General features: G+C 63.3%; 15 protein-coding genes. 6 read left to right on the top strand and 9 right to left on the bottom strand.

What is annotated here, in order from left to right; all coding sequences use genetic code 11:
* Positions 1–23: 23 nt before the first annotated feature.
* The 8 genes from CO676_RS02740 to CO676_RS02705 all read right to left on the bottom strand — a co-directional run bounded on the left by CO676_RS02740 (position 24) and on the right by CO676_RS02705 (position 9,572).
* Positions 24–1,637, bottom strand: coding sequence for a globin-coupled sensor protein (locus tag CO676_RS02740; RefSeq protein ID WP_097519607.1), 1,614 nt, complete (start codon positions 1,635–1,637; stop codon positions 24–26).
* A gap of 693 nt (positions 1,638–2,330) precedes the next feature.
* Positions 2,331–3,701 (bottom strand): FGGY-family carbohydrate kinase, encoded by a 1,371-nt coding sequence (locus CO676_RS02735; RefSeq protein WP_097519606.1) that lies wholly within the window; start codon positions 3,699–3,701, stop codon positions 2,331–2,333.
* A gap of 1 nt (position 3,702) precedes the next feature.
* The gene (gene rhaM, locus CO676_RS02730; RefSeq protein WP_097519605.1) at positions 3,703–4,017 is read right to left on the bottom strand and encodes an L-rhamnose mutarotase; all 315 of its coding nucleotides are present in this window, start codon (positions 4,015–4,017) and stop codon (positions 3,703–3,705) included.
* 10 nt (positions 4,018–4,027) lie between these two features.
* Positions 4,028–5,032, bottom strand: a complete 1,005-nt coding sequence (locus tag CO676_RS02725) for an ABC transporter permease (protein WP_097519604.1) — start codon at positions 5,030–5,032, stop codon at positions 4,028–4,030.
* Entirely contained in the window at positions 5,032–6,012 is a 981-nt protein-coding gene (locus CO676_RS02720; RefSeq protein WP_097519603.1) for an ABC transporter permease, read from the bottom strand. Before CO676_RS02720 ends, CO676_RS02725 begins: the two co-directional genes overlap by 1 nt.
* Positions 6,009–7,553: a sugar ABC transporter ATP-binding protein gene (locus CO676_RS02715; protein WP_097519602.1), complete on the bottom strand. Its 1,545-nt coding sequence runs from the start codon at positions 7,551–7,553 to the stop codon at positions 6,009–6,011. The genes CO676_RS02720 and CO676_RS02715 overlap by 4 nt, the downstream gene beginning before the upstream one ends.
* Positions 7,554–7,641: 88 nt before the next feature.
* On the bottom strand, positions 7,642–8,631 hold the full coding sequence (gene rhaS, locus CO676_RS02710) for a rhamnose ABC transporter substrate-binding protein (RefSeq protein WP_097519601.1): 990 nt from the start codon (positions 8,629–8,631) through the stop codon (positions 7,642–7,644).
* Between the two features lie 128 nt (positions 8,632–8,759).
* Positions 8,760–9,572 carry a DeoR/GlpR family DNA-binding transcription regulator gene (locus CO676_RS02705; RefSeq protein ID WP_014327309.1) on the bottom strand — a complete coding sequence of 271 codons (813 nt, stop codon included), beginning with the start codon at positions 9,570–9,572 and terminating at the stop codon, positions 8,760–8,762.
* A 201-nt stretch (positions 9,573–9,773) separates the two neighbouring features.
* Between CO676_RS02705 and CO676_RS02700 the strand changes: the two genes are divergently transcribed.
* The 6 genes from CO676_RS02700 (at position 9,774) to CO676_RS02670 (ending at position 16,093) form a co-directional block, all read left to right on the top strand.
* Complete coding sequence (locus CO676_RS02700) at positions 9,774–11,873, top strand: bifunctional rhamnulose-1-phosphate aldolase/short-chain dehydrogenase (protein ID WP_097519600.1); 2,100 nt, start codon at positions 9,774–9,776, stop codon at positions 11,871–11,873.
* 13 nt (positions 11,874–11,886) lie between these two features.
* The gene (gene rhaI / locus CO676_RS02695) at positions 11,887–13,179 is read left to right on the top strand and encodes an L-rhamnose catabolism isomerase (RefSeq protein ID WP_097519599.1); all 1,293 of its coding nucleotides are present in this window, start codon (positions 11,887–11,889) and stop codon (positions 13,177–13,179) included.
* Positions 13,180–13,453: 274 nt separating this feature from the next.
* Positions 13,454–13,708 carry a GlsB/YeaQ/YmgE family stress response membrane protein gene (locus CO676_RS02690; protein WP_014761069.1) on the top strand — a complete coding sequence of 85 codons (255 nt, stop codon included), beginning with the start codon at positions 13,454–13,456 and terminating at the stop codon, positions 13,706–13,708.
* 173 nt (positions 13,709–13,881) lie between these two features.
* Positions 13,882–14,070: a hypothetical protein gene (locus CO676_RS02685; RefSeq protein ID WP_014761068.1), complete on the top strand. Its 189-nt coding sequence runs from the start codon at positions 13,882–13,884 to the stop codon at positions 14,068–14,070.
* A gap of 82 nt (positions 14,071–14,152) precedes the next feature.
* On the top strand, positions 14,153–14,614 hold the full coding sequence (locus tag CO676_RS02680) for a YbaK/EbsC family protein (RefSeq protein WP_097519598.1): 462 nt from the start codon (positions 14,153–14,155) through the stop codon (positions 14,612–14,614).
* A gap of 492 nt (positions 14,615–15,106) precedes the next feature.
* A complete protein-coding gene (locus CO676_RS02670) occupies positions 15,107–16,093 on the top strand; it encodes a GlxA family transcriptional regulator (protein WP_014761064.1) in 987 nt (328 codons plus the stop codon).
* A 1-nt stretch (position 16,094) separates the two neighbouring features.
* Here the strand turns inward: CO676_RS02670 and CO676_RS02665 are convergent, their stop codons facing one another.
* The gene (locus CO676_RS02665) at positions 16,095–23,171 is read right to left on the bottom strand and encodes a hypothetical protein (RefSeq protein WP_097519597.1); all 7,077 of its coding nucleotides are present in this window, start codon (positions 23,169–23,171) and stop codon (positions 16,095–16,097) included.
* Between the last annotated feature and the right edge of the window lie 58 nt (positions 23,172–23,229).

Genomic DNA, 23,229 nt, shown 5'->3' with positions numbered 1-23,229 from the left:
CTCGGCTGACCTGTTCCCTGAAACTAGCGCCGCCAGGCGGCGACCTGCCGCCCGGAGGCGGCGTCATCGCTGAACGGCATCGCTGCTTCGTCCTCATCAATTTGCGGCGGAAGCGCGGGCGGCAGGGCGAATGTCGAAGCCCTCAATCCGGCCTGGCGCTCGAAGCGAAAGCGACGGATCGTCTGTCCCAACTCCAAAATGGTGCCGTGAAGATCCTCGGTCGAAGCCGCTGCCTCGCCGGCGAGCGCCGCGCTTCGGCTCATCGCCTTCGAGATGCCGCCGATGTCGGAGGCCGCAGCGGCCAGATCGCCAACCTGGGATTCCGCCTCACGGGCGATGCCGGAGACGGCGGCATTGATGGAGATCACCTGGTCGACGATGCTGCTGATCGCGTTCTGCGTCTGACCGACGATCTCGACGCCGGCTTCGACCTGCGACTTCGTGCCGTTGACGAGCTGCTTGATCTCGCGCGCCGCTTCGCCCGAGCGCTGCGCAAGCGCTCTCACCTCCTGGGCGACGACCGCGAAGCCCCGGCCGCTGTCGCCGGCGCGTGCCGCCTCGATGCCGGCATTCAGGGCCAGAAGATTGGTCTGGAAGGCGATCTCGTCGATCACGCCGATGATCTGGCCGATCTTTTCCGCAGAAGCTTCGATATCCGCCATCGCGGAAATCGCCTGGCCGGCGATCTCGCCGCTTCGTTCGGCCGCTTGGCGCGTCTCGTTGGCCTTGGCTTCGGCCTCGCTGATCCTCATCGCGCCCGAGCGCATGCGATCGGTCATCGCACCAAGCGCTGCGACCTGGCCGGTCAGTGCCTCGGCCCCGCCGCCGGCCGAGCCGGAAAACTCGCTCGTGCGGCTGCGAAGACTTTCCACCATGCTCTCGGCGGCCGCGGCGCGTTTGTCTCCGGACAGCAGGGCTTGCTGGATCTGATCCAGGGCGGCATTCAGCCCGGCAACGATCGGCCGATAGACGTCCGGCGCGTCCGTCGGGAGGCGAGCGCCGAGGTCACCGGTGCCGAGTGCCTGAATGAAGTCCGAAAAGAGCGTCGTGACTTCGGACTCGTCGCCCTTGCGCTGCTCCGAGAGCTGGCGCTGTTGCTGCTGGCGGAGCGCGTTGAAGCGAAGCGACACCGCAATCTCGCCGTCGACGAAGGCGGCGCGGACGAGTGCGGCGACGAGACGGCAGAGTTCGTTCCTGCGTCCCTTGCCGAACGGAAGCAGGGGTTTGGGCCAGGCCTCTTCGATGGCGCCAACGATGAGATGCTCCAGCACGACCGCATGGCTTGCAAGTTGCCAGCGCGGGTCGAGGCCCATGCGGGCTTCCGTGTCGGCGAGCACCTTGACGCGCTCGGCATAGAGCCCGTCGAAACGGGCATCGGTCAGCACATTCCAGTGCGAAGATTGAAGATCGTGAAGCCCGTCGAGCTGGCGATCGTTGTCGAAATGGCGAATGGCGTCCGGATTGGTCTGCAGCCGATGGAAAAGGTCGCGCAGCGCAAGCTCTATGCGCGGCGACAGGGCCTGGCGATGATCACGCAGAAGCGCACAGGCTGCTTCGTCGAGGCCGGCAAAGCGCAGGCGCTCGAGCAGGCTGCCTGCCTGGCTCTTCCTTGCCTGTTCTGACGCTTCCTGCTGCACGCTGTTCCCCGGCCTGATGCGTAGTCGAAATTAGCCTTGGGGGAGATGTGGCCCGCTGAACGGGCTGTGGCCGGTCACGCCCAGTCGGTAAGACCGGCGCGCCTGAGCATTCTTGATCGTCCATCCCGCAAGTAATTTCGGTGGAAATGCATACCGGACCGGAACCGGTACGGCGGTACGGCATCATGCCTTGAGAGAAGCTGAGACTTCCTAATTCCGACGTGTGGGACCATGTTTATGGTTAATTCCTTGCTTGAAGGTTAACGGTTCCTGGCCCGTAATCGGAATCGCTAAAATTCAACCAAGACGTTACTTCGCCGCGGTCTTGCACCGTTTTACTGTGCGGAAGACAACAGGTTTTTAATCACAAGAGTTTAGAATTGCGGTTCTACTTGCGGTCCAGTATCGAAGCAGGTGTCAAATGGGCGCGAACCGCGCGAGCTGCACCATCACAGGCACAAGGCGACATCATGAAGATGCGCCCACGGATATGAGCAATGATTGTTCTTGGAATTAGCGCCGCTACCACCGCAATCCTCGCAATGACGGCGATCTCCATCGTCATCAATCTCGAACATAGACGAGCAGCGGATCGAAACATTTTCTGACGGTCGGTCGCCTGGCCAGCTCCCAAGAAGATCCGTCGGTTCTACTTCATCGATCTATCGACAGGCATTTGCGACTGCAGCCTCCCTATACATGCCCAGCGGTCAAGCGTTGCCATTCCCGCGCATAATCGACATAGGCTTGCGGAATTGCTGCCGAGAGGGCTTCCGCCCCGGTCCGGATGTGGGCACCTGCGACAAGGCAGGCGGCACCGAGGCTCGTTCCGGTGCTGCTCAGCCTGTTGACGAGCACCGACCGGCCGGTCGCAGCGGCCAGCATCCGCAGATAGGCCGAATTTACCGCGAAAGGCCCCTCCACGACGATTCCCCCCCTGGCGCCGATGAGATCGAGGCAGGTCGCCGTCATCAGGGCGAGATGGAACGAAACGGCGGCGAGCCGCTCGGCAGGGGTGAGCCCTGCTTCATCCACCGTCCAGCGCGACCGTGCCGAGGGAAAGGGACCGGAGCCGCCCGGCACCGACGGCAGCAGCATGCAGCCTTCCGCAAAAACGCGCGCCTCGGCCTCGGCCGAGACCTCCGGCGGATTGTCGCCGACGAGCATCGAGAAGGCGCGGCCGCCCATGAAGCGGGCGGAGGGCACCGGTTCGCCAAGCGCGTTGACATTGATCAACGTGTCGCGGGTTTCATCTAGCTCCACTTGGTCGCCGCCAACCGCCAGCATGACCACCCAGGTTCCCGTCGAGACGACGGAGAAAGGCGCGCGCCGCGTCAAGAGATGCGGCAGAAGCGAGGCGTTCGAATCGTGAATGCCGCAATAGACCGGCAGCCCGGATGGCAGGCCCGTTGCCGCGGCCAAGGGCGGCAGCAATCCCCCGATCACGTCGCCCGCCTTGCGAACGGGCGCAAAGAGTGGTGTCCAACCCTGCGCCTCGGTCAATGTCGAGAACGTCGCCGCCTTGGGGTTCCACAGATCGGTGTGGCAGCCGAGCGAGGTCAGTTCGTTCGTTGCCACGCCGGTGAGGCGGTAGGACCAGTATTGCGCATAGGTCACGATGGTCGCGACCCTGTCGAAGTACTCCGGAAACAGCCGCTGCTGCCAGAAGAGCTGCGCGCCGACATTGAGCCCCATCGGCAGGCGTGCCGATCCGGTTTCAGAGAAGGGCGGGCGTGCCTGGCCATATTCCTCGGCGAGCGCGTCCGGTCCGGCAAACTCGTAGTCGAGGACAGGCAGCGCGAGTCCACCGGCAGCGTCGAGCAGCACAGCGGTCGCGCCATGCGTCGTCACGGAGATCGCTTCCACCGGGTGTTCACGGTGCAGCGCCGCGAGACCGTCGAGAATGAAGCGCCAGAGATGGTCGACGTCGAAGTGGGGGTAAAGACCTTCCCCGACGACGACATTGGGCATCTTGCGGACGGCGATCTCCTCGAAACGCTCGAGGTCGACCAACGCGACCTTGGCGTTAGTCTTGCCGATATCGATGATGGCGACGGTCTTCATGTCAGCTAAGGTGGAAGACGGTCTGGAGCGGCACGGCGACCGGCTCGTTATTGGCGCGGGTTTCCATGATATCGGCCATGTGGGCCCACCATTTCCGCATGACGGGGTGCGAGGGCAGATCGGCCATCCTGTGGTCCTCTGCTCGCCAAAGCACGCCGAACAGCAGGTTGGTCTCCTCGTCGAGATGGATCGAATAGTCGGAGATGCCGGCGTCTTTCAGCAGATCCACCAGTTCGGGCCAGATTGCATCATGGCGCGCTCTATATTCCTCGGCCATGCCCGGGTTGAGGCGCATGCGGAAGGCGTATTTTTCCATCGGAGAAACCTCAGTGCGCGAGACGGCGGCGGGCGCGCTTCCACAGGATCGGCAAGGCGATGACCGAGATCAGCAGCAGGCCGATGAAGATCGACATGACGATGCCGGGAACGTTCAACAGGCCGAAGCCGAAGGTGACCATGCCCATGATCAGCGCCGCCAGCACGACGCCCGGTATGGTGCCCGAGCCGCCGAGAATGTTGACGCCGCCGAGCACCACCATGGTGACGACCTCGAGCTCCCAACCGAGCGCGATCGAAGGCCGGGTCGAGCCGAGGCGGGAGGTGAGGCAGATCGAGGCAAGCCCGGCCATCAGGCCGGTCAGCAAGAACAGTGCGAACTTCACCCGCGCCACGCGGACGCCCGAAAAGAGCGCGGCCGTCTGGTTGTTGCCGATCGCATAGACGGCGCGGCCGAAATTCGTCTTGTGCAGGAGCACGCCGTAGACGACGGCGAGCAGCACGAAGAGGGTGAACTCGAAGGAAAAGACCCACCAGACATAACCCTGGCCGAACCAGGCGAAGCTTTCGGGATAGCCGGTAAAGGCCTGGTCGCCGAGAACGATGAAGGACAGGCCGCGAAACAGACTCATGGTGCCGATCGTCACGACGATCGACGGCAGGCCGAGGCCGGTGATCAAGAGGCCGTTGACGGCGCCGCAGACAAGCCCGACGCCGAGACCGATCGCCACGAGTGCCGGCGTGTCGAAGCCGAATTGCACGGCATAGCCCATGGCCGTCGAGGCGAGCGCAATGATCGAGGCGACCGAGAGATCGATCTCGCCCGAGATGATCACCAGCGCCATGGCGAAGGCGATCATCGCCTTTTCGGTGAAGTTGAAGGTGGCGTCGGACAGATTCCATGGATCGAGGAAATAGGGCGACGCAAAGGAATTGCCGAGGAAGATGAGGGTCGCGACCACGATGAGCAGCGTTTCCCAGCTCTTCATCAGGCGAGCGCCGCGCCCCTCGAGGCGATCCGGGATATTGCGGGGAGAGAGTTGAGCGTGCGCCATCAGACCGCCTCCGCTTTCCTGAGAATGACCCTGCCCTTGCGCCGCTCGGCCCGGGCGTTGACGGCAACGGCGATGATGATCACCGTTCCGGAGATCGCCATCTGCGCAAAGGGCGAGATGTTGATGACCGGCAGCGCGTTCTTGATGACGCCGAGGAAGAGCGCGCCGAGCACGGCGCCTGCCACCGAGCCGATGCCGCCGGCGATCGAAATGCCGCCGATAACGCAGGCCGCGATGATGTCGAGCTCGAAGCCGGCGGCGATATCGACATAGGCGACCGCATAGCGCGACACCCAGAGATAGCCGGAGAGGCCGGCGAGCGTACCCGAGAGGCAATAGGCGAAGAAACGGGTGCGGCCGACATCGATCGCCGTATAGACGGCGGCATGCGGATTGCCGCCGACCGCATAGAAGGCGCGACCGAGCGGCGTGCGGCCCATGACCAGGAACATCACTGCGATCATCAGGAGCGACAGCCAGGAGAGCACCGGCACGCCGGCAAGAGCCAGCCGCGGCAGGGCCTTGAAGGTGTCGCTCATCTCGTGCGCATTGATCCACTTGCCGTCGGTCAGAAGAAAGATCAGGCCGCGATAGATCGTCAGCGTTCCGAGGGTGACGACGATCGGCGGGATGTCGAGCTTCCAGACGAGCGTTCCGTTGATCATGCCGAGCAGACCGCCGAGCGCCATGGCGGCAAGAATGATGAGAGGGATCGGTAGGCCGGGAAAGGCCGCGTTCAGCATGGCCGCAACCATGCCGCAGAGCGCCAGGTTCGCCGCCATCGACAGATCGATGCATCGGGTGAGGATCACCGCCATCTGGCCGAGCGCCAGGATGATCAGGATCGACGTGTCGTTATAGACGCGGGCAAGATTCGAAGGCGCCACGAAACCAGGAAAGCGCAAGGCGATCAGGGCAAGCAGCACGACGACCGCCACGACGAGCAGGATTTCGCGATTCTTGAGGAGCTTGGTGATCATGCGGCCCTCCCGCTAAGCTGCGTTTCGATGCCGGCCGCTGCGCGCACGAGCTTTTCTGCGGTCAGTTCCGATCGCTCGAAGCGGCCGGCAATCCGGCCTTCGCGCATGACGATGACACGGTCCGACATGCCCATGATCTCGGGAATTTCCGATGAGACCATGATGACGCTCAAGCCCTGCGCCGCGAGTTCGCTCATGAAGGCGTGGACGGCGGCCTTGGAGCCGATGTCGATGCCCTTCGTCGGTTCGTCGAGGATGATGACTTTGGGCTTGGTCGCTAGCCACTTGGCGATCACCACCTTCTGCTGGTTGCCGCCGGAGAGCGTGCCGACGTCCTGATCGAGCGAAGCGGCGCGCAGGTCGAGGCGCGAGGTGTATTCGCGCGCTAAGGCAAATTCGTTGGCAAGCTTCAGGAAGCCCGAGCGTGACGTGTGCGAGAGCGACGGCAGGGTGACGTTCTGGAAGATCGGCATGCCGATGATCGCGCCCTGCCGGCCGCGCTCTTCCGGCACGTAGACGATGCCGGCGCGGATCGCCTCGGCCGGGTTGCGGATCACCAGTACATTTCCGTCAAGCTTGACCGCACCGGCCGAGGGCCGGGTGATGCCGATGAGCGACTGCATGAACTCCGAGCGCCCGGCGCCGACCAGACCGTAGAAGCCGAGGATCTCGCCGCGCCTCAGCTCGAAATTGATGTCCTCGAATTCGGTCGGATGGCGGTAGCCGGAAACGGTCAGCACCGGCTCACCGATCTTGACCTCCTTCTTCGGGTAGACGGAGTCGACGGCACGGCCGACCATCATGCGGACGAGATCGTCCTGGCTGGCGTCGGCGATCAGCCCCTCGCCGACCATCGTCCCGTCGCGGAAGACCGTGTAGCGGTCGGCGATCCGGAAGATCTCGTCGAACTTGTGGCTGATGAAGAGGATTGCCTTGCCGTCGGCCTTGAGCCGCTCGATCAGCGCATAGAGCTCGTGGATCTCCTTGTGCGAGAGCGCCGCCGTCGGCTCGTCCATAATGACGACGCGGGCATCGACGGAGAGGGCGCGGGCGATCGCCACCAGGTGCTTCTTGGCAATACCGAGATCGCGCAGCCGGATCGTCGGGTCGAAGTCCGCACCTGCCCGGTGCAGCAGAGCCGCGGCGTCGGCGTTCAGCTTCTTCCAGTCGATCAAACCGAACCGGTTGCGCGGGGCATGGCCGAGAAAGATGTTTTCCGCGACCGAGAGCTCGTCGAAGAGGACCGTCTCCTGATGGATCGCGGTGACGCCGGCGCGCGCCGCAGCAAGGGCGGTCGGGAATGTCGTTTCCGTCTCGGCGACGCGGATCACGCCGGACTCCGGCTGGTAGATGCCGGTCAGGATCTTGACGAGCGTCGACTTGCCGGCACCGTTCTCGCCGATCAGCGCCGTCACCGAACCCGGATAGAGCGCGAGAGAGACTTCGGAGAGTGCGCGCACGCCTGGGAAGGACTTCGATATGCCCTCGAGCGTGATGGCGGGCGTCGCCGTTACTGATTTGGTATCGTGAAGCAAAGCCATTTCCGCCGGTTCATCAGGGACTCTCCGGCAGAAGCCGGATGGACTGCCGGCGCGGAGATCACACCCCTGCGCCGGCGATGATCGAAGATCAGAAGATCTTGGCGAATTCCTCAACGTTCGAGGCATCATAGACGAACGGGTCGGCCATGGCGCCTTCGTTGTTGTCGTCGAGCTTGACGGTTCCCATGCGGCCCATCTTCAGCTCCGCGCCGGGCTTGGCTTCGGCACCGTTGATGATGTCATAGGCGATCATCGTCGCCGAATAGCCGAGGTCGATCGGGTTCCAGATCGCGAAGGACTTCGAGGCGCCGGACTTCACATGACCGGCCATTTCGGATGGCAGTCCGAGACCGGTAACGTTGATCTGGCCGATCTTGCCGGCGTCGGTGACGGCCTGAGCGGCCGCGACGATGCCGACCGAGGTCGGAGCAATGATCGCCTTCAGGTTCGGATGGGATTGGATGAGGCCTTGCGTCTCACGGTAGGACTTGTCGGCCAGGTCGTCACCATAGACGGTGGCCACGACATTGATGCCCTTGTAGTTGCCCTGGACCTTCTTCATCTCGGCGATCCAGGTGTTCTGGTTGGTTGCGGTGGCCGAGGCCGAGAGCACGGCGACGTCGCCGCCTTCCGGCAGGTTGTCGGCGGCGAGCTTGATGATCATGTTGCCGATCAGCGGGCTCGACGACGGGTTGAGGTGCATCAGCCGGCCTTCCTTGGCGACACCCGAATCCCAGGAAATGACCTTGATGCCGCGGTCCATCGCCTTCTTCAGCGCCGGCACGAGAGCATCGGTGTCGTTGGCCGAAACCGCTATCGCATCGACCTTCTGGGCGATCAGCGAGTTGATCACCTCGATCTGACCTTCGGCGGTCGTCGAGGTCGGGCCGGTATAGATGATCTCGACGTCGCCGAGTTCCTTGGCCGCTTCCTGGGCACCCTTGTTGGCAGCCTCGAAGAAGCCGATGCCGAGCGCCTTGACGACGAGCGCGATCTTCTTGTTCTCCGCATGGGCGGCATTCGCCATGAGCGCGACCGCGACGGCGGCCGTCACCATCAATGATTTGAGAATTTTCATCACTATCTCCTCCCTTGGGCCCATGCATCCGGAGTGGATGCATCATTCGACCCGACAACTCCATCTGGCGGTCTTGCTACCGGCTTGCGCCCGGCAAGGCCGCCTCCCATTCCCCCTCCCCATCCGCCTCAGGCGGATGTCGAAGCAGTTTGCGCGTCGGCCTTCGGCTTCGCATTGGCGATGACGAGGTTGACGCCGGCGCTTTCGAGCATCGAGGCATGTCTGTCCTCGATGCCCGAATCGGTGATCACAGTGGCGATGCGCTTGAGCCCGCAGAGAATGAGGCTTGAGCGCTTGTGAAATTTCGAGGAATCGACCAGCACGACCAGTTCGTCGGCCTGGTCGATCAGCTTCTGCTCGGCCTGGATCAGCAGCGGATCGGCCTCCATCAGGCCGAGCGGCCCGAGCCCCTGCGCGCCCATGAACATGCGCCGCGCATAGAAGTTGCGCGTCACGTCATTGTCGAAGGGGCTTAGAATAATGTTCTGCTCGCGGTAGATCGTCCCGCCCGAAAGCATCACGGTATTCTTCGAGTGCTTGAGCAGGTGCTCGGCGATCGGGAAGGAATTGGTGAAGACCTGCATCCGGCGGTTGGCAAGAAAATGCACCATCTGGAAGGTTGTCGTGCCGCCATTGATGATGATCGGCTCGCCGTCCTGGCAGAGCGCCACAGCCTCCCGGGCGATCGCCTGCTTCTCCCGCGCATGCAAACCTTCGTTGACGCTGAAGGGGCGGCCGGCAAGGCCGACGAATTGCGGCGGATTGATCGCTTCGGCACCGCCGCGCACCCGGCGCAGGCGCTTCTGCACATGCAGTGCCGCCACATCGCGGCGGATCGTCGCCTCCGAGCTGCCTGTCAATTCGACGAGCTCGGGCACGGTCACGACCGGCTTTTCCTGCACTGCCGACAGGATGATCCTATGTCTTTCTTTCTCGTGCATGCGCTCCTCCAATGTCCTGCATGCTTCCATCAGTCCCGCGCATTGTCAATCAGTTTCGATCATGTATTTTCATTGTGCGCTGCAATATGAACGTTTTTGATCGTTTTTGATTGACATCTGCGCATCGAGCATGTGATCTGATGCCGATCATATCGTCGCGGCCTCGAGTGCCGACGGCTAGCTTACCGGGAGGAATTCGAGATGCTCGACAAGCAACAGGGCGCACGCCTGGCCAATCTCTGGGACGACGCCAAGGCGGCGGGAATGAGCGAGCCGGAGCGGCTTCTCTACCGGTCCAATCTGCTCGGCTCGGACAAGCGGATCACCAATTACGGCGGCGGCAACACCTCGGCAAAGGTGATGCAGAAAGACCCGCTCACCGGCGAGACGTTCGAGGTCCTCTGGGTCAAGGGCTCGGGCGGCGACGTCGGCACGATCAAGATGGACGGCTTCGCGACGCTCTACATGGACAAGCTCCGGGCGCTGAAGAGCATCTATCGCGGCGTCGAGTTCGAAGACGAAATGGTCGGCTACCTGCCGCATTGCACCTTCAACCTTAATCCGCGCGCCGCCTCGATCGACACGCCGCTGCATGCCTATGTGCCGAAGGCGCATGTTGACCACATGCATCCGGACGCGATCATTGCCATCGCCGCTTCGAAAAACAGCCGGGAACTGACGAAAAAGATCTTCGGTGACGAGATCGGCTGGCTGCCGTGGAAGCGGCCGGGCTACGAACTCGGCCTCTGGCTCGAAAAATTCTGCCTCGAGAACCCGAAGGCGCGCGGCATCGTGCTCGAAAGCCATGGCCTCTTCACCTGGGGCGACACGGCGAAGGAGGCTTACGAGACGACGATCGAGATCATCAACCGGGCGATCGCCTGGTTCGAGGCGGAAAATACGGCGCCCGCCTTCGGCGGAGAGGCGCGGCCGGTGCTCGCCGCTGGCGAGCGCGAGGCCATCGCCAAGCGGCTGATGCCGGTGATCCGCGGCCTGATCAGCGCTGAGGAAAAGAAGGTCGGCCACTTCGACGACAGCAAGGCGGTGCTCGATTTCGTAACCTCGACGAGCCTGGAGCCGCTCGCGGCGCTCGGCACGAGTTGCCCGGACCATTTCCTGCGCACCAAGATCCGGCCGCTGGTGGTCGATTTCGACCCCACGCAGCCGGATGTCGAAAAGACGCTTGCCGGCCTGCCCGAGGCAATTGCCGCCTACCGCGCCGACTATGCGCGCTACTACGAGCGCTGCAAGCGTGCCGACAGCCCGGCGATGCGCGACCCGAACGCCGTTGTCTATCTGGTGCCCGGGGTCGGCATGATCACCTTTGCCAAGGACAAGGCGACGGCGCGCATCTCCGGCGAATTCTACGTCAATGCGATCAACGTGATGCGCGGCGCCTCCGGCGTGTCGACCTATGTCGGCTTGCCCGAGCAGGAGGCCTTCGACATCGAATACTGGCTGCTCGAGGAAGCCAAACTGCAGCGCATGCCGAAGCCGAAGAGCCTCGCCGGGCGCATTGCGCTCGTCACCGGCGGGGCCGGCGGCATCGGCAAGGCGACGGCCGTCCGGCTGATGCAGGAGGGCGCATGCGTCGTTCTCGCCGATATCGATGAGACCGCCCTCGAAAATGCCCAGAACGAGCTTGCCGCCCGCTACGGCAAGGATTTCGTCCGCGCCGTCAATATGAACGTGACCAGCGAGGCGGCGGTCGAAACCGGCTTCGGCGACGCGCTCCTCGCCTTCGGCGGCCTCGATATTCTCGTTTCCAATGCCGGCCTCGCCTCGTCGGCCGCGATCGAAGACACGACGCTTGCGCTCTGGAACAAGAACATCGACATTCTTGCGACCGGCTATTTCCTCGTGTCGCGCGAAGCCTTCCGCATCTTCCGCAGCCAGAAGGCGGGAGGCAACGTCGTCTTCGTCGCCTCGAAGAACGGCCTTGCCGCCTCGCCCGGCGCGTCGGCCTATTGCACGGCCAAGGCCGCCGAGATCCATCTGGCCCGCTGCCTGGCGCTCGAGGGCGCATCGGCACAGATCCGCGTCAACGTCGTCAATCCGGATGCGGTGCTCCGCGGCTCCAAGATCTGGAGCGGCGAATGGAAGGAACAGCGCGCCGCCGCCTACAAGATGGATGTAGACGAACTGGAGGCGCATTACCGCGAGCGCTCGATGCTGAAGCTGAGCGTCTTCCCGGAGGATATCGCTGAGGCCATCTACTTCCTCGCCTCCGACATGTCGGCGAAATCGACCGGCAACATCGTCAATGTCGACGCGGGCAACGCCCAGTCCTTCACACGCTGATCGGGAGAGTGCCATGACAAACATGATCAGCACGTCGGCGATCGACGCCGAGAATGCCAAGCGCGAGCAAGCGCTCAGGCGCGACTACGAAGGCCTCGGCGAGCGACTCTCGCGCCGCGGCATCGACATCGACGCCATCAAGCAGAAGGTTGCCGCCTACGGTGTTGCCGTCCCCTCCTGGGGTGTCGGCACCGGCGGTACGCGCTTTGCCCGCTTCCCCGGCCTGGGCGAGCCGCGCAACATCTTCGACAAGCTCGAAGACTGCGGCGTCATTCATGAATTGACGCGGGCGACGCCGAGCGTGTCGCTGCACATCCCCTGGGACAAGGTGGCCGATCTCAAGGCGCTGAAGGAAAAAGGCGCGGCGCTGGGTTTAAGCTTCGATGCGATGAACTCGAACACGTTCTCCGACGCGCCGAGCCAGGCCCATTCCTACAAGTTCGGCTCTCTCAGCCATAGCGAGGCCGCGACACGCCGACAGGCGGTCGAGCACAATCTCGAATGTATCGAGATCGGCAAGGCACTCGGCTCGAAGGCGCTGACGGTGTGGATCGGCGACGGCTCCAACTTTCCGGGCCAGAGCAACTTCACCCGGTCCTTCGAGCGCTATCTCGATGCGATGAAGGCCGTCTATGCGTCGCTTCCGGACGACTGGCGCGTCTTCACCGAACACAAGATGTACGAACCCGCCTTCTATTCGACGGTGGTCCAGGATTGGGGCACCAACTATCTGATCGCCCAGGAATTGGGGCCTAAGGCCTTCTGCCTCGTCGACCTCGGCCACCACGCTCCGAACGTCAATATCGAGATGATCGTCGCCCGGCTGATTCAGTTCAAGAAGCTCGGCGGCTTCCATTTCAACGATTCGAAATATGGCGACGACGACCTCGACACCGGATCGATCGATCCCTACCGGCTGTTCCTGGTGTTCAACGAGTTGGTAGACGCCGAGACCCGCGCCGCGCCGGGTTTCGAACCGGCCCATATGCTTGATCAGAGCCATAACGTGACGGATCCGATCGAGAGCCTGATGACCAGCGCGATGGAAGTCGGCCGTGCCTATGCCCAGGCGCTTCTCGTCGACCGCGAGGCGCTCGAAGGTTACCAGCAGGAAAATGACGCACTGATGGCATCCGAAACGCTTAAAGTAGCATTCCGGACCGATGTCGAGCCGATCCTTGCGATGGCCCGCCTCGAAAACGGCGGTGCGATTGCGCCGGTCGCGACCTACCGGGCGAGCGGCTACCGGGCCAAGGTGGCGGCTGAACGCCCTGCGGTTGCCGGTGGTGGTGGCGGCATCGTCTGAACTGTCTGAGCCGGAACGTAGGTAAGCAGTCGCTGACACGCCGGCACCTTTCCGAGTCGCTCCTATCTGTTCGGATTGACGATCCCGAGGCCGCCCGAACCTCGGTATCGTCGCTATTCAGGCAAGGTCAATTGCGATCGAGCCTTCCAGGTTTAGCCGCTCCGCGGCCGACCATCACCATTGCGCAGAAAAAGCGGTGCCGATCGCTTTGCCCTCTATCTGCTCGCGACGGATGAGCTATGTTTCCCGCAGGCACAACCGAAAGGGAGCATTGATGGGTATCGAAAGCATTCTGGTATTTCTGATCGTCGGCGCCGTTGCCGGCTGGCTCGCTGGGCTGATCGTCAGCGGCTTCGGCTTCGGCCTGATCGGCAACATCGTCGTCGGCATCATCGGCGCCCTGATTGCCGGCTACCTGTTTCCGGCAGTCGGCATCACGCTCGGCACCGGCATTCTCGCCGCCATCATTCATTCCACCATCGGTGCGATTATCCTGCTGGTGCTGATCCGGATCGTCAAACAGGCCTGAAATGGCGATATCCGGCACAGGATTCGCTATCATCGGAACCGGTTTGAGGACAAAATCATTCAGCGATTACAAGCGTTCCGGCCGCCTTCGTCCGTCTGATTAACGGTATGGCGCCCAAGCGTTCCGCGTCCAAAGTCGCGGATCGCTGCCGCACAAAGAGAGCGGAGAGAAAGATGACTGAGTTCTATGCGGAAAAGATCGAATCTGCGCTGCAGACCTATATGAGCGATCATCCAGGTACCGTGACGCGCCAACAGGCGATCTCCACGATTCTCGAAAACTGGTTCGCAAGCCACGGCTACCTGCCGCCGCAACAGGAGGGCCGGCGTCCGGAAGACCTTGACGCGTCGAACGACGACTGAAACATTTCCCTCCTCAAGACGCCGCGGGCCGCCCTTTGCCGTGGCTATTCTCCTTTTGCCAAGCAAGCATAGACAGCCGCACATGAGCCTCACCTCCGCCAAAGAGTTCTTTTCCGAGCACGCCCCGGACATCGATGTCATTGAACTCGAGCAGAGCACCGCCACAGTGGCGCTTGCGGCCGAAGGGCACGGCGTCGAGCCGGCGCAGATCGCCAAGACCCTGGCGCTTCGCGTCGGCGACGAGGTGATCCTGATCGTCACCCGCGGCGACGCTCGCCTCGACAACAAGAAATACAAGGACCGCTTCGGCACCAAGGCGCGCATGCTCGGCTTCGAGGAGGTCGAGTTGGAAACTGGCCATCCGGTGGGCGGCGTCTGCCCGTTCGGACTTGCGAAGCCGCATACCGTCTATTGCGATGAATCCTTGAAGGCCTTCGATGTGGTGGTGCCCGCTGCCGGCGCAATCAACGCCGCCGTCCACATCAACCCGCACCGCATGGCGGAACTGACCGGCGCCGAATGGATCGACGTTTCGGAAGCTTGACCGTCCGGCCGGGGTGCCGGCACGCGGGCGATCCTACAGAACGGCCACGAGAACCATGAGCGAGCCGAACGAAAGCGCGGCCATGAGGCTCAACAGCACCTTCATCATGTGCAGTGTCATCTGCGTAGATCCTTGCCCGCGCTTCAATGGGAATAAGCGAAGGCGCAACTTGACGGCCCCTCGCCGACAATCGGCGTGCCGACCCCTCCCATCGACATTAAGAACCTTCCGACAAGTTGGTTAATAAGTCATCCTGTCAATGCGGATTAGCCCCCCTGTCTCGGGAGGTAAGACAAGCATTTACCCGGGCCGTTGCTTGGGGGATAATTGCCGAATAGAAGCGGATCTCGAACTTTGGAAGCGCGTCCCGAGACGCGCGTGGCGGGAGGCCGGTGACGGGCACCGCCAGATCGTCAACGGAACAGCGCGACATTGCGAACGGCTCTCACGGAAACAACAGCTGCAGCAGGAAAGACCCTCAGGGACAACGGTGTGCTGCGTGTCGGATTCATTCTGGCGCGCAGCTTCACGCTCAGCGCCTTCTCGCTCTTCGTCGATGCCCTTCGCCTGGGAAGCGATGTGGAGGACAAGTCGGGGCGCGTGAATTGCGACTGGGAGGTGCTCGGGAGCACCAGGAACTTCGTCATGTCGAGTTGCGGCATCCAGGTGGCGCCGACGGCGCCGCTTCGCCCACCGTCGGAATTCAGCTACATCGCGGTCGTCGGCGGAAGGCTCAATGTCGCCGAGCCGCTCGATCGGGAGACGATCGACTATCTGCACCGCGCCGCACGGGCGGGCGTGCCGATCATCGGCGTTTGCACCGGGAGCTTCGTTCTCGCCGAGGCCGGCGTCCTCGACGGCCATGCCGCATGCGTGAGCTGGCTGCATCACAACGAATTCCGCGCCCGCTTCCCCGCGATCGAGGTCACCTCGAACCGGATCTTCGTCGAAGATGCAAAGATCATCACCTGCGCCGGCGGCAGCAGCGTCGCCGACCTCGCAACCTACCTGATCAGGAGGCACGTCGGCGAAGACGCCGAACGCAATGCGCTCGAAATCATGCAGATCACGCGTCGCCGCGAGGCGAGCGAGATGCAGCCGCGAAATCCGCTCGGCCCCGTGCCGGTCCAGGACAAGCGGATCAGCCTTGCGCTGATGGTCATGGAGCAGCATCTGGAAGATCTCATCGGCATCGACGACGTGGCGAATGTGCTCGGCATCTCGCGCCGGCAACTGGAGCGCCTGTTCCAGAACGAGCTCGGGGCGACGCCGATATCCGTCTATCTGAAGCTTCGCCTCGACGCCGCGATGCGCCTCGTTGCCTCTACCGACAAGCCGCTGATCGATATCGCGCTGGAAACCGGCTTTGAGAACGTCTCGCACTTCATCCGCAAATTCCGGAAGGCCTTCTCGATCACCCCGGCGGCGGCGCGCAAGCAGCTCGCTGCCGCCCGTAACGCAGCGCCCGGCCGGCGTTAGTTTAGGTCGACAGATAGGCCGCAATCACTGCCGCTATCTGATCGGAGCTCAGAGCGTCCATCTGGGAGTCCATCAAGGCGTTCAGTTGCGTGCTAGACAGATTCCCGATGTCTTCTGTGGACAGGCCCGCCACACCGGATGCGCTGAACGAGGCGACATCTTCCGCTGAGAAGGTTGCCAGATCGTCGGTCTCCAATGCCGCGACCTGCGCCGAGGTCATCGCACCGACCTGAACTGTCGTCAAAGCCTCGGCCTGGTCTGTCGTCAAGGCGACGACGACCCTGGCGGTCAACCCCGAGACCGCGCTCGTGCTCAAGGCGACGATATGATCGGTGGAGAGCTGGGCGATGTCGTCCGTCCCCAGGGCCGCGGCCTGTATGGCGTTCAGGGCACTGATCTGCGCGGTGGACAAGGTCGCGATCTGGGTGGTGCTCATCGCCGCCACCTGGTTGTAGCTCAACGCGCCGACCTGGCTTGCTCTCAAGACTGCGATCTCGTCGGTGGAGAGCGCTGCGACAAAACTCGTCGACAATCCCTTTATGGCAGCCGCGTTGATCGCCTGCAGCTCCTCGGTCTCGAACGTTGCGAGATCCTCGGTGGTGAGACCCGCAAGCCCGTCCGCACTCAAGGCGGCAATCTGATCCGTGGACAGCGAATCGATCTGCTCGGCGCTCATCGCTCCGATCTGGGCGCTGCTCAGGCCCGCAATGCTGGCGGTGCCCAAGGCGGCAATCTCGGCGGTGGAGAGCCCGGCAATGAACTCCGTGGGCAGCCCGCTGATGGCGGCCGAGCTGATCGCCGCAAGCTCGTCGGCCGAGAAGCCTTCCAGGTCATCCGTGCTCAGCCCCGACAGCGCATCCGAGCTCATGGCGGCGATCTGCACGGTGGTAAGGGCGTCGACCTGATCGTCGCTCAGGGCCCTGACCTGATCGCTGCCGAGGCCGGCAACGCCCGCCGTGCTCAAAGCGGCAATCTGCTCCGTCGAGAGTACCGCGAGATCGTCGGTGCTTAGTGCCGCCACTTGCTTGGAGCCGAGACCGCTGATCTGCGCCGTTGACAGGCCCTCGATCTGGTCGGTGCTCAGCGCGTTGATCTGGGCGGTGGAAAGGCCTGATATGCCGGCCGAGCTCAAGGCCCCGATCTGATCGACCGAAAGCGCAGCGATGGTGTCTGTGGAGAGCCCCAACACGGCAGTCGAACTGATCGCCACTATTTCATCCGTCGAGAAGGTCTCCAGATCATCCGTGCCGAGAACGGCGATCTGCTTCGAACTCAGTGCGGCAATCTGGAACGAGGTGAGAGCCTCGACCTGGTCGATGTTCAAGGCGTTGATCTGGGCCGTTGAAAGGCCGGCGATGCCACCCGTGCCCAGCGCCGCGATCTGATCTTCCGAAAGCGCCGCTATCGTGTCGGTGGACAATCCCGCCACGGCACGCGAACTGATCGCTGCGATATCCTCGGTCGAGAAGCTTTCCAGATCGTCCGTACTCAGCGCCGCGATCTGCGTCGAACTCATCACCGCCACCTGGGCCGAGGTCAGGGCCTCGAGCTGATCGGCGTTCAGCGTGTCGATCTGGGCGGTGGAAAGGCTTGCAAACGCTGCCGCACCCAGCGCGGCAATCTGGTCCGTCGAGAGAATCGCGATGTCGTCCGTTCCCAGCACCGCCACCTGCTTGGAGTTCAGGGCTGCGATCTGGTCGGTCGACAGTGCCTCGATCTGGGCGGTGCTCAACGCCTGGATCTGGATGGTGGAAAGACCGGCGACGCCCGCCGCGCTCAAGGCGGCAATCTGATCCGCCGAAAGCGCTGCGATCGTGTCCGTGGACAATCCCGCCACGGCGCCCGAGCTGATCGCCCCGATATCCGCGCTCGAAAAGCTCTCCAGATCGTCCGTGCTCAGCACCGCAATCTGCGTCGAACTCATCACCGCGATCTGACTCATGGTCAGAGCCTCGAGCTGATCGGCGCTCAGCGCCTGGATCTGCATGGTCGAAAGCGCCGCAACGCCCGCCGTGCTCAGTGTGGCAATCTGTTCCGTCGAAAGAGCCGCAATGTCGTCGGTGCCCAGCGCCGCCACCTGCTTGGACCTGAGAGCAGCGATCTGGTCGGTCGACAGGGCCTCGAGCTGGTCGGCGCTCAAGGCGTTGAGCTGGGCGGTGGAAAGGTCTGCGACGCCGTCCGCGCTCAAGGCAGCGATCTGATCCGCCGAAAGCGCTGCTATCATGTCCGTAGACAACCCCGCTACGGCATCCGAACTGATCGCCGCGATATCCGCGGTCGAGAAGGTCGCGAGATCCTCCGTGCTCAGCGCCGCGATCTGCGTCGAACTCAGCGCCGCGACCTGTTCTGAGGTCAGGGCCGCGAGCTGCTCGGCGCTCAGCGCATCGATCTGTGCCGTGGAAAGGACCGCAATGCCAGCCGTGCCAAGCGCGGCAATCTGGTCCGCCGAGAAGGCCGCAATGTCCTCGGTGCCCAGGGCCGCCGCCTGCTTGGAGCTGAGGACAGCGACCTGTTCGGTCGACAGGGCTGCGATCTGGTCGGTGCTCAACGCACTCATTTGGGCCGTCGTAAGACCGGCGACGCCGGCCGTGCTCAAAGCCGCGATCTGTTCCGCCGAAAGCGCCGCAATCGTATCCGTGGACAGTCCCGCCACGGCGCTTGAACTGAGAGCCGCGATCTCCGCCGTCGAGAAGCCTGCAATGTCGTGCGTGCTCAGCGCAGCGATTTGCTTGGAGCCGAGCGCGGCGATCTGGTCCGTCGTCAAGGCATCGACCTGGTCCGCGCTCAGGATGGAAATATCCGCCGTGCTCAGACCGACAACGCCGCCCGCGCTCAAGGCGGCGATCTGGTCGGTCGAGAGCGCCGCGACGTCGTCCGTGCTCAACACGTCGACCTGTCTGGACGTGAACGCCCCCATCTGGGCCGTGGTCAAGGCCGCAAGCTGATCGCTGTTCAAGGCATCGACCTGCTTGGTGCTCAGCGCCGCAACGGCAGCCGTGCTCAAGGCAGCGATCTGACCGGCGGAGAAGGCAGCTATGACATCCGTCGAAAGGCCGGAAACGAGATCCGCGCCGATCGCCGCAATGTCCTCGACCGACAGCGCCGTTATATCGTCCGCATCAAGCGCGGAGATTTGCTGCGACGTCAGCCCGCCAATCTGGTCGGTCGACAAGGCGGCAATCTGGTCGGAGTTCAGAACAGCGATCTGCTTGGTGGTCAGTCCGGCGACGGCCGTGGCGCTCAAGGCTGCGATCTGATCGGTCGAAAGGGAAGCGACGGCAGACGTGGACAGTCCCGCTATGGCACTCGCGCTGATGGCAGCAATGTCCTTGATCGAGAAGACCGCCACGTCTTCCGTCCCCAGGACTGCAAGCTGCGTCGAGCTCAGGGCGCCGACCTGCGCCGCGGTCAGAGCCTCTAGCTGATCCGTGCTCAAGGCAGCGAGCTGCTTCGTGGTCAGTCCCGCCATGGCAGCCGTGCCCAAGGCCCCGATCTGATCGGTCGAGAGGGCCGTGATATCGCTTGTGCCCAAGGCGGTGACTTGCGTCGAACTCAGGGCGGCAACCTGCTTGGTGCTCAAGGCGGCGAGCTGGCTGGTACTGAGCGCGTTGACCTGTGCGCTGCTCAGGCCGGCAATGCCGGCCGTGCTCAGGGCCGCAACCCGATCCGTCGAGAGGGCCGAGACGGCGGCCGTGGAGAGGCTCGAAATGGCACTCGAACTGATGGCCGCGATGTCCTTGGTCGAGAAGACCGCAATGTCTTCCGTCCCCAGGACTACAAGCTGCGTCGCACTCAGAGCGCCGACCTGGGTCGAAGTCAGGGCTTCGACTTGATCGGTGCTCAAGGCGACGAGCTGCCTGGTGGTCAGTCCTGCGACGGCAGTGACACTCAAAGCTGCGATCTGATCGGTCGAGAGACCCGCAAGGTCGTCCGTGCCCAGGGCGGCGACCTGCGCCGAGCCCAGCGCCGCCACCTGCTTGGTGCTCAAGGCGGCGAACTGGCTGCTGCTGAGCACGTTCAACTGCGCGCTGCTCAGGCCGGCAATACCCGTCGTGCTCAGGAGAGCGATCTCATCGGTGGAAAGGGCAGCAACGACAGCCGTGGACAGTCCCGTCATGGCGCTCGCGCTGATCGCCGCAATGTCCTTGGTCGAGAAGACCGCTATGTCCTCCGTCCCCAGGGCTCCGATCTGAGTCGAACTTAGGGCTCCGACCTGGGCGGCGGTCAGGGCCTCCATCTGGTCGGTGCTCAAGGCCACGATTTGCTTTGTGCTCAGCCCGGTGATCGCCGTTGTGCTCAACGCCGCGATCTGGTCGGTCGAGAAGGCCTCGATGTCGCTCGTGTCCAGGGCGGCAATTTGCGCCGACGTCAACGCGGCGACCTGCTTGGTGCTCAGCGCGACGATCTGGTCCGTGGACAGGGCCTCGACCTGGTCAGAGGTCAGCTCGCTGATGCCGGCGGTGCCGAGCGCGGCGATCATGTCCGAGGACAGGGTCGCGACAGTCTCCGTGCTCAAGGCGGCGACTTGCGTCGATTTCAGCGCGGCAATCTGTTTGGTGCTCAAAGCGACGACCTGGTCGGAGCTCAGCGTGGCCATCTGGTCCGTGCTCAGGCCCGCGATGCCGGCGGTGCTGAGCGCGGCAATCTGCGTGGAGGACAGGGCCGCGACGACATCCTCCGACAAGCCCGAAATGGCCTTCGAGCCGATTGCGGCAATATCGGCGGTCGAGAACGCCTCTATGTCCTCCGGCTCGAGGGCCGAGAGCTGGGTGGAGCTGAGAACGGCAACCTGCGTGGAGGAGAGGGCTGCAATCTGGTCGCTGGACAGGGCGTCGATCTGGTCGGTGCTGAGGTGAGCGACGCCCTTCGTGGTCAGCGCCACGATCTGGTTCGTGGTGAGGGCCTCGATGAGATCTGCCGACAATCCGGCAACGGCGCTCGAATTGATCGCCGCGATATCGGCGGTCGAGAATGCCGCTATGTCCTCCGCACTGAGGACGGCAAGCTGCTCGGAGCCGAGGGCGGCAACCTGTGCAGTGGAGAGAGCCCCGACCTGATCGGAGGACAAGGCTTCGATCTGGTCGGCGGTCAGGCCGGCGACAGCCTTCGTGCCGAGCGCCGCGACCTGAGCCGTGGTCAAAGCCGCGACGTTGTCCGTGTTCAAGGCGGCGATTTGCGTCGAACTCAGCGCTTTAAGCTGCGCGGTGGACAGGGCCGCGGTCTGGTCGGTCGACAAGGCGGCGATCTGTGCGGTGGTCAGGCTCGCGACCGCACTCGTGCTGAGCGCGGCGATTTGAGCGGTGGAAAGCGCTGCAATGGCGTCCACGCTGACGCCCGGGGCGCCTTTGTTGGTAATTGCCGCCATCTCGGCGGTCGAGAACGTCGCTACGCCCTCTTCTCCAAGAGCGGCGAGCTGTGTCGAGCTCAGTGCCTTCACCTGCGAGACGGACAAAGCTTCTGCCTGGGCGGTCGACAGGCCGGCGATCTGGGTGCTCGACAGGCTGGCGATCGCACTCGTGCTCAAGGCCGCAATCTGATCGGTGGACAGGGACGCGATGACCTCCGCATCCAATCCCAGTATGGCTTTGTTGCTGATCGCGGCGATGTCGCCGGTCGAGAACATAGCCAACCCGTCGGTCCCCAGGGCCGCAATCTGTCGCGCGTTCAGGACCTTCACCTGTGTCACGGACAGAGCCTCGATCTGGTCGGTCGACAACGCAGCGATCTGATCGGTTGTCAGGCCCAGGACGCCCTTCGTGCTGAGCGCCGCGACCTGATCGGTGGACAAGGCCGCAAGATCGTCCGTGCCGAAGGCGGCGACTTGCGCCGAACTCAATGTCCTGAGCTGTGCGGCGGAAAGGACCGCGGTCTGGTCGGAGGACAAGGCGTCGCTCTGGGCGGTGGTCAGGCCCGAAATGGCACTGGTGCTCAGGGCAGCAACCTGAGCGGTCGAAAGCGCAGCGATGGCTTCCGTACTCACTCCCTTGATGGCCAGATTGGTGATCGCCGCGATTTCGGCAGTCGAGAATGTCGCGATGCCGTCGGTCCCGAGCGCCGCAAGCTGCCTCGAATTCAGCGCCTTCACCTGCAAGGCAGACATCGCCTCGGCCTGATCGGTGGACAGGGCGGCCATCTGCGCGGTCGTCAGGTTGGCGACCGCAGTCGTGTTCAGGGCGGCAATCTGTGCGGTGGAGAGCGCAGCGATCCCACCCGTGGTCAAGCCCCATACGGCCTTGTTGATCGCCGCGATTTCGGAAGTCGAGAATGCCGCGATGCCGTCCGTCTCCAAGGACCCGAGCTGCGCCGCGGTCAGCGCCTTCACCTGTGAGACGGTCAGTGCCTCGATCTGGTCGATCGCCAACACGCCGATCTGGTTGGTGGAAAGCCCCGAGATCGCCGAGGCGCTCAGCGCAGCAATCTGATCGGTGGAAAAAGCGGCAATATCGTCGCTGCCCAAGGCATCGATTTGCGAGGCCTTCAGGGCACCGACCTGGGCCGTCGTCAAGGCGGCAATCTGATCGGTGGACAGGGCGGCGATCTGCGCGGTCGTCAGGCCGGCGATGGCGCGCGTGCTCAAAGCGGCAATCTGATCGGTGGAAAGGGATGCGATGACCTCCGTGGACAGACCTGACACGGCTTTCGCACCGATGGCCGCGATGTCGGCGGTCGAGAAGGTCGCCAGGTCTTCCTCGCTCATGACCGAGAGCTGTAACGCGCTAAAAACCGCGACCTGGGTCGAACTCAAGGCCTCCGTCTGGTCCGTCGAAAGACCGTCGACCTGCGTCGTCGTGAGGGCCGCAACTTGGCTCGTGCCGAAGCTTTCGATGTCGGATTGGTCGAGGACGGCGAGTTGCTCCAGGGTCAAACCGACGACGGCGCTTGGGGAGATGGCGGCCAACTGCCGGGAATTGAGGACATCGACGTCCTCCGTGTCCAGCGCGGCGATCTGTGCCGATGACATCGCGCTGATCTGCTTCGTCGTCAACGAGGCGACGTCTTCCGTCGTCCAGGCAGCCACGGCCGCCGTCGAATAGGATTTGATCAGAGTGGGGCTCAGGGACGAAATGATGGAGGTCATACGTGAAAAACCCTTGGGGCCTAATTGGTCTCTATCTGCCAACGACCGCCCCGAAAGA

The sequence above is a fragment of the Sinorhizobium sp. BJ1 genome (assembly GCF_002531555.1).
Lineage (GTDB): Bacteria > Pseudomonadota > Alphaproteobacteria > Rhizobiales > Rhizobiaceae > Sinorhizobium > Sinorhizobium fredii_B.
The sequence above is the reverse complement of the archived record's forward strand: the minus strand, read 5'-3'. Positions and strand labels throughout refer to the sequence as shown.